We start from the raw sequence: 12,418 nt of genomic DNA on the forward strand, positions 1-12,418 counted from the left end.
TGCTCCGGCGTCGTCCCGCAACAACCACCGATCAAGCTGAGGCCGTAATCACGGACGAACGTCTCCTGCGCATCCGCCAGTTCCGGGGCGGTCAGCGGGTAGTGGGCGCCGTCCTTCCCGAGGACGGGGAGACCGGCGTTGGGCATGCAGGACAGGGGGATGCGGGAGTGGCGGGCCAGGTAGCGCAGGTGTTCGCTCATCTCGGCCGGGCCCGTGGCGCAGTTGAGGCCGATCATGTCGATGCCCAGCGGCTCCAGCGCGGTCAGTGCCGCGCCGATCTCCGAACCCAGCAGCATCGTGCCGGTCGTCTCCACGGTCACCGAGACGATCAGCGGGCGGTCCTCGCCGAGCGCGTCGAGGGCGCGGCGGGCGCCCACGACGGCGGCCTTGGTCTGGAGCAGGTCCTGCGTGGTCTCGACGAGGAGCGCGTCGGCGCCGCCCGCGACCATGCCCTCGGCGTTCCGCTGGTAGGCGTCACGCAGGGTGGTGTAGGGGGCGTGCCCCAGCGTGGGGAGCTTGGTGCCGGGTCCCATGGAGCCGAGGACCCAGCGCTGCTGTCCGGTCGAGGCGGTGAACGCGTCGGCGGTCTCGCGGGCGATCCGGGCGCCCGCCTCGGACAGCTCGTAGACGCGTTCAGCGATGTCGTACTCGCCGAGGGCGGCGTGGTTCGCCCCGAAGGTGTTGGTCTCCACGCAGTCGACGCCCACGGCGAAGTACGCCTCGTGGACGGAGCGGACGATGTCGGGGCGGGTCAGGTTCAGGATCTCGTTGCAGCCTTCGAGGTTCTCGAAGTCCTCCAGCGTGGGGTCCTGGGCCTGGAGCATGGTGCCCATCGCTCCGTCGGCCACCACCACACGGGAGGCGAGCGCGTCTCGGAGCGCGGACACACGAGTCCGGCTGTCGGCGGAAGGGGTCGGCGGCACAGAGGCCATGAAAGGGCTCCCTCGGGTGCGACGGCTGTCGGCTTAGCTGCCGGAGGGCGACCGGCAGACTCGATGCCACGGTACTAGTCGCCCCCATCGGTGTCGCCAAGGAGATCCCATCGGTGTCCCTGGGGGAAGATCCGGGGTGATCACCTGCGGCTGATGCTTCGGACGCTGATGAGGGTGAGGATTCCGAGGCCGACGAGGGTGCCGGCTGCGCCGATCAGCTCTGCGGTGGTGTGCATGGACCCTCCAGCGGTCGGCAACAGCCTGGAAAACGGTCGGGATTTAGTCATATAGGCATGGCGACCGCACGGCCCGCGGAATCCGCAGCCGCACACCCCCTGATTTCACTCGGAGAGCAGACACCGAGCGGTCCGGAAGCCGACGTGGTGCACCCGCGGCGAAGAAGTGGGGTGGCGAGTGGGCGACCCCACGTTCGAACGCCTACGATCCTCTGTTGTGTCCAAACTGACCGACGTGCCCAAACGGATCCTGATCGGGCGCGCACTGCGCAGTGATCGGCTCGGCGAAACGCTCCTGCCGAAGCGCATCGCTCTACCCGTCTTCGCCTCCGACCCGCTGTCCTCCGTGGCGTACGCGCCGGGAGAGGTGCTGCTGGTCCTCTCCATCGCGGGCGTGTCGGCGTACCACTTCAGCCCCTGGATCGCTCTCGCGGTCGTCGTGCTGATGTTCACGGTGGTCGCCTCCTACCGGCAGAACGTGCACGCGTACCCGAGCGGCGGCGGCGACTACGAGGTGGCCAACACCAACCTCGGGCCCAAGGCGGGCCTCACGGTCGCCAGCGCCCTGCTCGTCGACTACGTCCTCACCGTCGCCGTCTCCATCTCCTCCGGCATCGAGAACCTCGGCTCGGCGGTCCCCTTCGTCGTCGAGCACAAGGTGCTCTGCGCGGTCGCCGTGATCGTGCTGCTCACGTTGATGAACCTGCGCGGTATGAAGGAGTCGGGCTCGCTGTTCGCGATTCCGACGTACGTCTTCGTCACGGGCGTCTTCATCATGATCGCGTGGGGAGCGTTCCGCGGGCTGGTCCTCGACGACACCATGCGGGCACCGACGGCGGACTACCAGATCAAGCCCGAGCACCAGGGCCTGGCCGGGTTCGCCCTGGTCTTCCTGCTGCTGCGCGCCTTCTCCTCCGGCTGTGCCGCGCTCACCGGCGTGGAGGCGATCTCCAACGGCGTCCCCGCGTTCCGCAAGCCCAAGTCGAAGAACGCGGCGACCACGCTCGCGATGATGGGCCTGCTCGCCGTCACCATGTTCTGCGGCATCATCGCGCTGGCGGCGGTGACCAAGGTCCGCATGGCCGAGAACCCGGCCGTCGACCTGGTGCACAACGGTGTCGCGCTCGGCTCCGACTACGTGCAGAACCCGGTGATCTCCCAGGTCGCCGAGGCCGTCTTCGGCAAGGGCAGCTTCCTGTTCATCGTGCTGGCCGGGGCCACCGCGCTGGTGCTGTTCCTGGCCGCGAACACGGCGTACAACGGCTTCCCGCTGCTCGGCTCGATCCTCGCCCAGGACCGCTACCTGCCCCGCCAGCTGCACACCCGCGGCGACCGGCTCGCCTTCTCCAACGGCATCGTGCTGCTCGCGGGCGCGGCCACGCTGCTCGTCGTCATCTACGGCGCCGACTCGACCCGCCTGATCCAGCTCTACATCGTCGGCGTGTTCGTGTCCTTCACGCTCAGCCAGACCGGCATGGTCCGCCACTGGAACCGCCACCTGGCGACGGAACGGGACCAGGCCAAGCGCCGCCACATGGTCCGCTCGCGCGCGATCAACGCCTTCGGTGCCTTCTTCACGGGCCTGGTGCTGGTCGTCGTCCTGGTCACCAAGTTCACGCACGGCGCGTGGGTGGCGCTGCTGGGCATGTGCATCTTCTACGCGACGATGACTGCCATCCGTAAGCACTACGACCGGGTGGCCGAGGAGATCGCGGCTCCCGAGGGCCCGAGCGACGACAGCGTACGGCCGTCCCGCGTCCACTCCGTCGTCCTGATCTCGAAGATCCACCGACCCACCCTGCGGGCGCTGGCCTACGCCAAGCTGATGCGCTCGGACACCCTGGAGGCGCTCAGCGTCAACGTCGACCCGGCGGAGACCAAGGCCCTGCGCGCGGAGTGGGAACGGCGCGGGATCGACGTACCGCTGAAGGTCCTCGACTCGCCGTACCGCGAGATCACGCGGCCGATCATCGAGTACGTCAAGAGCCTGCGCAAGGAGTCGCCGCGCGACGCGGTGGCCGTGATCATCCCCGAGTACGTGGTCGGCCACTGGTACGAGCACCTGCTGCACAACCAGAGCGCGCTCAGGCTGAAGGGCCGGCTGCTGTTCACCCCGGGCGTCATGGTGACCTCGGTGCCCTACCAGCTGCAGTCCTCCGAGGCGGCCAAGAACCGGGCCCGCAAGCGGCAGGAGTGGAACGCGCCGGGTTCGGTGCGGCGCGGGCCGGCACAGGAGCGGGCGAAGGAGTCGTCGACACCGAAGTAGACTGGTGGGCTGTTGTCCCGCAGTTCCCCCTCTTACGCACCTGGAGTCACCCCGCCATGCAGGCAGAACCGAAGAATCCGCAGGCGGGGTCGCAGGCGCGGTCGCTGGTGGGCGAGGAGTACGAGGTCGAGGTCGGCCCCGTCGCCCACGGCGGCCACTGCATCGCCCGTACCGACGAGGGCCAGGTGCTGTTCGTCCGGCACACGCTGCCCGGCGAGCGGGTCGTGGCGCGGGTGACCGACGGCGAGGAGGGTGCCCGGTTCCTGCGCGCGGACGCGGTCGAGGTGCTGTCGGCCTCCAAAGACCGCATCGAGGCGCCCTGCCCCTACGCCGGGCCCGGCCGCTGCGGTGGCTGCGACTGGCAGCACGCCAAGCCGGGCGCGCAGCGCCGCCTCAAGGGCGAGGTCGTCACCGAGCAGCTTCAGCGGCTCGCCGGCCTCACGCCCGAGGAGGCGGGCTGGGACGGCACCGTGATGCCCGCCGAGGGCGACAAGGTTCCGGCGGGCCAGGTGCCGCAGTGGCGCACCCGCGTGCAGTACGCGGTGGACCCGGACGGCAACGCCGGACTGCGCCGCCACCGCTCGCACGAGGTCGAACCGATCGACCACTGCATGATCGCCGCGGAGGGTGTCAGCGAGCTGGGCATCGAGAAGCGCGACTGGGCGGGCATGGAGTCAGTCGAGGCGATCGCGGCGACGGGGTCGCAGGACCGCATGGTGATCCTGGAGCCGCGGCCCGGTGCCCGCCTGCCCCTCGTCGAGCTCGACAGGCCCGTCTCCGTGATGCGCGTCGAGGAGCACGACGGCGGCATCCACCGCGTCCACGGCCGCGCGTTCGTACGCGAGCGCGCCGACGGCCGCACCCACCGCGTCGGCAGCGGCGGCTTCTGGCAGGTCCACCCGAAGGCGGCGGACACACTGGTGACGGCGGTCATGCAGGGTCTGACGCCGCGCAAGGGCGAGATGGCGCTGGACCTGTACTGCGGTGTCGGCCTCTTCGCGGGCGCGCTCGCCGACCGGCTCGGCGACAAGGGCGCGGTCCTCGGCATCGAGTCCGGCAAGCGCGCCGTCGAGGACGCCCGGCACAACCTCGCCGGCTTCGACCGCGTCCGCATCGAACAGGGCAAGGTCGAGGCCGTCCTGCCGCGCACGGGAATCACCGAGGTCGACCTGATCGTCCTGGACCCGCCGCGCGCGGGGGCCGGCCGCAAGACGGTGGCGCACATGGCGTCGCTGGGGGCCCGCAGGATCGCGTACGTGGCGTGCGATCCGGCTGCGCTGGCACGGGACCTCGGGTACTTCCGGGATGGCGGGTACCGGGTGCGGACGTTGCGGGTGTTCGATCTGTTTCCGATGACGCATCACGTGGAGTGTGTGGCTGTTTTGGAGCCCGCTGCAAAGGGTGTCTGACCTACTGTTTCCTTGGGTTCTGCAGGTTTCGGGCCGACGAGCCGACCGGTTTGCGCGGGCGCATCACGTAGAGCGCGTCGCGATCCTTGAGCCTTCCGAAAAGGGTCGCTGACCTGCGATTTCACCTGGTGCGCATGATGAGCGCCGTGGGCGTTACGGGCTGATTGTTGACGCTCAAATGACGCTTTCAGAGGTGTCTTGACGCTCATTTGACGCTCGTCCTGATGGGTATCAGGCCCGCGCAGTTCGGTGTGCTCCCCAACAGCACACTCCACCACGCCCCTACACGGGGCACGGAGCAGAAAATGCATCCACCGCATCGGCGCCGAGGCCGCGTTGGGCCCGCAGGTCACGCAGCCAGTCGTCGTCGGTGGCGAGTGCCTTGCGCACCACGTCCAGAGCGCCCCGGGCACAGTGCTGCTGACGCCCGCAGAACTCCAACGAGCGGCGGAAAGCGACGATTCTTCCTTGTCATCGTCTCCGGGCTGGAGGCCGGTACCGCCCCTGTCTCCGTACGCATCATCCGGCAGCTTCTCCAGCAGGGCGGTGCGATTCGTGTCGACGCGGTGCTCCGCACGGCGGGGATCGAGGGGGTGCCTCGGCCGCCTGGAGGATATGACGTGCGCCGTACGCGCGCACGGGGCTGCGCACGGGCCTGCCTCCGGGCACGGGAGCCGCTGCGGTAACTGTTGGATGTCGCCTCCCGCCCGCACGGCTCCGCCGCTGCCGCCTCTGCGGTTGAGGCCGTGCGTGGCGCGGCCCGCCGCCTGCGTGGAGGACCAGGGCGGCACCCACCGCCCGTGCCCTGGCTAGTCGCCGAGTACGTCTTGCTTCTCCAGGGCCTTGCGCAGTGCCCGCACGGCGTAGAAGGCGCGGCTCTTGACGGTGCCGGGCGGGATGCCGAGGTGCTCGGCTGCCTGGGCCACGCTGCATTCCAGGTAGTACATGAGGCCGATAACGGTCCGATGCTGCTCTTTCAGCTCCCGCAGTGCTTCCTGCACTGCGTGGGAGGTGATCGTGGATCTCATGCCGTCCCAGGATGTGTCCAGGTCCTCGACCGGCATCAGCTCAAGCGGCCTTATCTGCCGAGCCCGGTGGTGGTCGATGACAAGGTTCCTGGCCACCGTGAACAGCCACGGCCTGATGTGGTCGCCGCGGGTGCCCAAGAACCGGGCGTGTTTCCAGGCACGGGCCGCGGTCTCCTGGAGGATGTCCTCCGCCTTGTGCCAGTCGCCGTCCAGCAGCCGCGTGGCGTACCGGACGAGGAGAAGTCCGTACTGATCGTAGACGTCTCGGATGAAGGCATCGCAGTCGGCGTCCGAAGTGACGTTCCGGGCCTTCGCCCGAGCCGGAGCGAGGGTGGTGGTCCCCGCTTCCATGATCCCGTTCATGGGTGGCGCCCCATCCTGTTCGAGTGTTCTGTGGCGTGCTCTCCCGCATGCGCGGGCGAGTGGCTCAACCCTCGTAGGGAGCCCTTGGCCAAACCTTGTCGTCTCCTTGTCGCGCCCCTTGGCGTCTCTCGCCGACCGCCCCGGCCAGGCCCTGGCATCACGCTGCGGAGCGCGCTTGTGGCCGAGTCGCACACGGAAGAACCGCCGCCGTGGCGTTCGGGCCGCGGGGGCGGAGCGGGTGCCCGCTCGTGTCGCGACGTCCGTCACGACGCTCTGGTACACGTCGACCGGGCACCGCACCGATCGGCCGGTCCTCCGTCGCGCATCCGCCCCACGCGTTCTCACGCACGGTGAAACGGCCGCCCTGGACGCCGTTTCATGTGTTGGCTGCCCGCGTCGCACACCGGGCCCGTAAGGGCTGAGTGGAGGCCGGCGGTCGGCACAGGTGGCTCAGCGGAGGCAAACCTGGAAGGGCATCGGCCAGGAGGCCGTCGGCCGGCGGCGGGAGAGCGTTGACGCTGTCCTCGGTGCGATCTCCAAGGAGGCGCCGACGATCTCGCGGCGGCCGCCAGGTCCGGATCCTCGAAGGTTCCTTCCTGCCCATCCCCGGTAACGCTCAACTGCGGGCCGATCACCGGCGCGAGACCCTTCAGGCGCAGCTCGCCCGTGACGGCGCCGAGGACGCATTCACTGCAGGGTGAACCGGAGAGCCGCGCGCCTCGTTCAGCAGACCGAACGCCTACGCGTCGGGGCCTGCGGGCCAGGCGGTGACTCCTCGCCAGGTCCGAGACGGTTGCACACGGGCCGGTCGTCCACCCCTTAACTCGGTTACTGAGAGGAGGGCCCGCGCCCGCTGGAGCTCAGCGGACGCGCGGACGAGTGGCCATCCGCTGAACCATCCCGCTCGGTGTCAACGGCGCTCTTGATCAGTACACCTGGCGCGCAGGGTCAGCATTCCTCGGAACCGGGAGCTGATGGCCCCCGGCCGCCCTCTCCGGCACGGTGGGCACGGGATCCGCATCCATGTCCAGGGCGGTGAGCCGGTCACGGACCTGCTGGGCGCTGCGGGACATGGCTCGCTCGTCGGCGCTTTGGAGGGCGTGTACCCAGTCCGCTCGTGCGCCTTCCCGGTCGCCCGAGGCCAGCCGGGTATCGCCCAGCCGCATCAGTGTGCCGACGGCGTTCCTGTGGTCGCCCAGTTCCTCGAACGCCCGCGTCGCACGCTGGTAGGTGGCCACCGATTCCCCGTAACGACCGAGCAGGCGGAGGTTGTAGCCCAGAATGTCCCAGGCCTGGGCCAGCTGCCACGGCGCGTCCAGGCGCTGGAACAAGGCGATGCCCTCCTCGCTGTACTGAAGGCTTTTCTCGAGCTGCCCCAGGTTGGAGCGGAACCAGGCGAGTTCGACGAGGCACTCGGCCAACCACAGCTCTTCACCTGTCTCCCGAGACAGCTCCAGTCCCCGCTCGGAGGACGTCACGGCCTCCTGGATCCGGCCGAACAGGAACAGCGCGCACGCCGTGACGTAGTGGGCTCGGGCCAGCTCACCGGTTGCGTCGAGCTCTTCGAAGATCGTGGTGGCGAGTCGCAGGTGGTGCAGGGCTTGTTCCTGATGACCGAGATAGCCGTGGACGCCACCGAGGTGGCGTAGGCAACGGCCTTCTTCGAGACGGTTGTTCTGGCGCCGGGCCACTTCGAGGGCGGGGGTCAGTGCGGTGATGGCTTCGGGCCAGAATTCCTGGCGGTAGAGATAGTCCTTGAGTGACCAGGCCAGCCCGGTGGTGTGGTGGTCCAGCTTCTGGCTGACGGCGGTGTGGAGCAGGCCGGTCAGCACCGGGTGTTCGGCGGTGAGCCATCGGGCTGCCTGCCTGATGGTGGTGAGGCTCTCCGGGGTGACGCCTGGGTGGGGTGCACCGAGGTCGAGCTCGGGCGTTGTGTCGTGTTTCAGGAGCTGGTTGGCCTCGTAGGCGGTGAACATGTAGTGGTCCAGGACCCGGAGGGTGGCGTGGTGGCGTTCGTCGGTGGTGTCGTGGGTGTGGGTCAGTTCGGTGGCGTAGCCGCGCAGGAGGTCGTGCAGGCTGTAGCGGCCGGGCAGCGGCTGTTCCACGAGGCAGGAACTGACCAGGCCGGCGAGTGCGCGGCGGGTTCGGGGGAGCGGAAGGCCGGCGAGGCTGGCCGCGGCGGGGGCAGTGATGTGGGGGCCGGGGTGCAGGGCCAGGAAGCGGAAGAGCCGGGCGGTGGGCTCGTCCAGATACTGGTAGGACCAGGAGAAGACGGCGCGTACGTCGGTGGTGGTGTCGAAGCCGGTGAACGCGTCGAGGCCGCCGTGGGTGTGTCGCAGTTCGTCGGCGATGGCGTGGAGGGGGAAGGAGGGATCGAGTTCGGCGCGGGCGGCGACCACGGCCATGGCCAGGGGAAGTCGTCCGCACAGGCGGATGATCTCGGCTGTGGCGGTGGGCTCGGCGACCAGTCGTTCGGTTCCCAGGCGTCGTTCGAGGGCTTGATGGGCCTCGGTCTGTGAGGGCAGGGGGAGGGTGAGGGGTTTGGCGCCGTCGGTGGCGATCAGGCCGCGGAGTTGGTTGCGGCTGGTGATCAGGGTGAGGCAGCCCGCTCCCGCGGGGAGCAGGGGGCGCACTTGTTGCTCGTCGCGGGCGTTGTCCAGGACGAGGAGGATCTGCCGGTCGGCGAGGAGGCTGCGGAAGAGTGTGCTGCGGCCGGGGGTGTCTTCGGGGATGCGCGGGGCGGGAACGCCGAGGGCGGTGAGGAAGCCCTGCAGGGCGTTGCCGGGTTCGACGGCGGGTGCGTCGGGGTGGAATCCGCACAGGTTGACGAAAAGCTGTCCGTCGGGGAAGGAGGGGGCGATGCGGTGGGCGTGGTGGACGGCGAAGGTGGTCTTGCCGACACCGGGAGCACCGCTGATGACGGCGACAGGGGCAGCGGTCGGTCCGGGCCGGCCCGGTGCACCGCTCACGGCCGACAGCCACGCGCCCTCGGCCGCCCGCCCCGCGAACACCGGGAGACTGCGCGGCAGTTGTGCCGGACGTGCCAGGGGCGGCGACGTGGTTCCCTCATCATCCGTGGCCGGGCCGCACCTCGCGTCGGAGCGATCGGCCGCGTCGGCCGGTGAGTCGGCGGCCGGGCCGACGGGCGCGGTTGCCCCGCGGTCGTCCGGCATCCCGGACATGGCCGACCCGATCGGATCGCGGCTGCGTCCGGCACCCCCGCCGGGGAAAGATGCCGCACCGAATCTGTTCAGCTCCCTGGCTGCGGCAAGGGGTGGCAGGTCGTGGTGAAGGATGCCGTGGTGCAGGGCGCGTAGGGACGGGCCCGGTTCGAGGCCGAGTTCGTCGGCGAGGTGCCGGCGCAGGTCGGTGTAGCGCATGAGCGCTTCAGGGTGCCGGCCGGCGAGGTACAGGGCGCGCAGCAGCAGGGCCCAGCCGGTTTCCCGCAGGGGATGCTCTGTGGTCATTTCCTGTGCCGCGTCCAGGGCTTCGGTGATCCGTCCTTGCAGGAGCAGGGCGGTGGTGCGGATCTCGCGGGTGGTCTGACGCAGTTCTTCCAAGCGTGCTGCCTCGTGGATGGCGAACAGGTGGTGCGCGGCGTCGGCGAACGGGGTGCCGTGCCACATCTCCAGGGCTCTTCCGGCCTCTTCCACGACGCGTTCGGCCCGGCCCTGGTCCAAGAACCGGTGTGCCTGGGCAAGGGCCCGCTCGAAGCGCACGGTGTCACGGCTCTCGGGCGGCACACGCAGGGCGTAGCCCAGGGGCTCGGTGACCAGCACCTCGAAGGTGCCCTGTCGGCGCAGGTGCTGGGGTTCCAGGACCGCGCGTACCTTGCTGATGTGGGCGTGCAGGGAGCCCATCGCTGCGCCCGGTGTCCGGCCCGACTGCTGCGGCCACAGTTCCTCGCACAGCGTCTGCGGAGCGACCGCCCGGCCGTCGGCGAGCAGCAGGCGGATCAGCAGCAGCCGCTGCCTGCGCCGACCCGGATCGAGTACCGTGCCCGCCCGCCGTACCACCAGCGGGCCCAGCAGTCCGAAGTCGAGCCCCTGCCTCACAGTTGTCACCGTACCCACTCAGAATCCCGCTCGACGGCGCCGCCATCGGGGGCACATACATGACCATGACCGCGAACACGTGGGCGACCCACTCCCGCGGTGATGAAACCGGGCGCCGGCACACCCGGACACCCACGCGCCCCTCGTCGCGGTGACCTGTCCGCCGAGGTGGGGGCGGAGCAGGCGATCGGAAGGGCGAGGACCCCGTCGTCCGCTCTCCGCATACCGGACAGGACATTAGCAGGACGCCACCCGACGGGATGACCTCGACGGCGGCGCGATGCGCCGCGGTGACAGGGGTGCCTTCGCCGGCCACGGCGCCTGCAGTCACGCCGCATTGCGCTGTCGCCTGGGCGCCATCGAGGTGCCCAGGCGGTGATGGAGGTTCAGCGGGCGAGGCCGAAGGCGGCGGCGCGGGGCAGGAACACCGTGCCCCCGTCCGTCGCCGTCACCAGCGCCGAGACGTACCAGGTGCCAGGGTCCAGCTCGGCCGCCTCCTTCGCCGTGACGTTGAGCGTGTAGTGCAGCGGGAGGTTCCGTCCGTGGTGCTGCGGCAGGTGGCGCTTTCCACGTCGCGCATCTCCGCCTCCGCCAAGAAGGGCCGCCCCCACCTGATGGCTGCTCACCCGCTACCCCGACCTCGGCCCGCCATGGAACGAACCGGCGGCCGGCTGATTCCGGCGCTGCTGATCCGCGAGCACCCCGCGCCGGACGGCCGGTGAAGAACGCATCCGGTACGCGGCCCGTCCGGTCGGCCGTGTCGCAGAGCGGGCCGGATCCCCTGTAGACGGTCTCTGTAGATGACCTCCTGCCAGAGGGGCATCCACAGAGATGCCCTCACCTGCGACGAACCGTGAACCAGCGTGACGTTCATTCCGTTGGGTGATCGAACGGTCGTCGTCAGGAGTGGGAAGAAGACATGGTCATCGTCGAAGGAACGAGCACCGCCCGGTTCGAACCGGTCCGAGCGGCGCTGGCAGCGCACCTGGAGTCCGGCGCGGAGTTGGGGGCGTCGATCGCCGTCGATGTCGACGGAGTCATGGAAGTCGATCTGTGGGGTGGGCATGCCGACGAAGCGCGGACCGTTCCGTGGCGTCAGGACACGTTGGTCAGCCTGTGGTCGACCACCAAGACCCTCAGCAGTCTGGCGGCCCTCGTCCTCGTCGACCGGGGGGCACTGGATCTGCACCGCCCGGTCGCGCACTACTGGCCCGAATTCGCCGCTCAGGGCAAGCAGGACATCGAGGTGCGGCATGTCCTGGCACACACCTCGGGACTCTCCGGCTGGCAGCAGCCCTTCACCATCGACGATCTGTACGACTGGCCGACCGCGAGCGCCCGGCTGGCCGCGCAGGCACCCTGGTGGGAGCCGGGCAGTGCCTCGGGCTACCACGTGCAGACTCAGGGACAGCTGGTGGGAGAGCTTGTCCGGCGGGTCAGCGGCCGTACCCTGACCGAGTTCGTCGACACCGAGATCGCCAAGCCGTCGCAAGCCGACGTCCAGATCGGTGCGCGGCAGGCCGACTGGCCGCGTATCGCCGAGCTGGTGGCACCGTCGCAGCTCCCCGCAATGCCCGCCGGCCTCGATCCCGAGGGGATCTTCACCAAGACGTTGCTCGGAAGCCCCGCCCGGGACGAGCACGTCGACACCCCGCAGTGGCGCCGTGCCGAACTCGGAGCCGTCAACGGACACGGCAACGCACGAGGCATGGCCCGTGCCCTCTCGGTGATCTCACGGCGCGGCCAGGTGAACGGCCACCGGCTCCTCGCCGCGGACACCGTGGACAAGGTCCTCGACGTACAGGCCGACGGAATCGACCTGTTCCTGGGCGTTCCCGTGCGCTGGGGCATCGGCTTCGCGCTCGCCGACGCGAGGACGATGCCGCACCTGCCCACCGGGAGGGTCTGCTTCTGGGTCGGCCGGGGCGGCTCGATCGTCATGATGGACCTCGACAGGCGCGTCACGTTCTCGTACACGATGAACCGGCTGGGCGACGGAATCCTCGGCTCGGAGCGCACCCTCAGCTACATGAGGCATGTCTACGAAGTCCTGGACTCCACCGACTGAGGCACGCCCGCTCCACCCCGGAGGCCCGGACGACCGCGAGCTCCGTGGGCAAAGCCGGGAC

Annotated in this window: 7 protein-coding genes; 3 read left to right on the plus strand and 4 right to left on the minus strand. The window is 69.7% G+C overall.

All coding sequences use genetic code 11. From position 1 onward, the window contains the following. The coding region (locus ACWBNA_RS43105; RefSeq protein ID WP_482710077.1) for a homocysteine S-methyltransferase family protein at nucleotides 1-932 on the minus strand (932 nt) is incomplete at its 3' end. Nucleotides 933-1,385: 453 nt separating this feature from the next. On the opposite strand from ACWBNA_RS43105, the gene ACWBNA_RS43110 reads away from it, so the two are divergent. Both ACWBNA_RS43110 and ACWBNA_RS43115 read left to right on the plus strand, forming a co-directional pair. Beyond that, the gene (locus ACWBNA_RS43110) at nucleotides 1,386-3,434 is read left to right on the plus strand and encodes an APC family permease (protein WP_482710078.1); all 2,049 of its coding nucleotides are present in this window, start codon (nucleotides 1,386-1,388) and stop codon (nucleotides 3,432-3,434) included. A gap of 56 nt (nucleotides 3,435-3,490) precedes the next feature. Continuing rightward, nucleotides 3,491-4,843, plus strand: a complete 1,353-nt coding sequence (locus ACWBNA_RS43115) for a class I SAM-dependent RNA methyltransferase (RefSeq protein ID WP_482710079.1) — start codon at nucleotides 3,491-3,493, stop codon at nucleotides 4,841-4,843. Between the two features lie 809 nt (nucleotides 4,844-5,652). Here the strand turns inward: ACWBNA_RS43115 and ACWBNA_RS43120 are convergent. The 3 genes from ACWBNA_RS43120 to ACWBNA_RS43130 form a co-directional block, all read right to left on the minus strand. Then, complete coding sequence (locus tag ACWBNA_RS43120; protein ID WP_482710080.1) at nucleotides 5,653-6,234, minus strand: sigma-70 family RNA polymerase sigma factor; 582 nt, start codon at nucleotides 6,232-6,234, stop codon at nucleotides 5,653-5,655. Between the two features lie 926 nt (nucleotides 6,235-7,160). Further along, complete coding sequence (locus ACWBNA_RS43125) at nucleotides 7,161-10,289, minus strand: AfsR/SARP family transcriptional regulator (RefSeq protein ID WP_482710081.1); 3,129 nt, start codon at nucleotides 10,287-10,289, stop codon at nucleotides 7,161-7,163. Between the two features lie 386 nt (nucleotides 10,290-10,675). Then, the gene (locus ACWBNA_RS43130; protein WP_482710082.1) at nucleotides 10,676-10,915 is read right to left on the minus strand and encodes a hypothetical protein; all 240 of its coding nucleotides are present in this window, start codon (nucleotides 10,913-10,915) and stop codon (nucleotides 10,676-10,678) included. Nucleotides 10,916-11,208: 293 nt separating this feature from the next. Between ACWBNA_RS43130 and ACWBNA_RS43135 the strand changes: the two genes are divergently transcribed. Then, nucleotides 11,209-12,357: a serine hydrolase domain-containing protein gene (locus ACWBNA_RS43135; protein WP_482710083.1), complete on the plus strand. Its 1,149-nt coding sequence runs from the start codon at nucleotides 11,209-11,211 to the stop codon at nucleotides 12,355-12,357. The last annotated feature ends 61 nt before the right edge of the window (nucleotides 12,358-12,418 follow it).

Source organism: Streptomyces sp. Q2, from assembly GCF_056820935.1.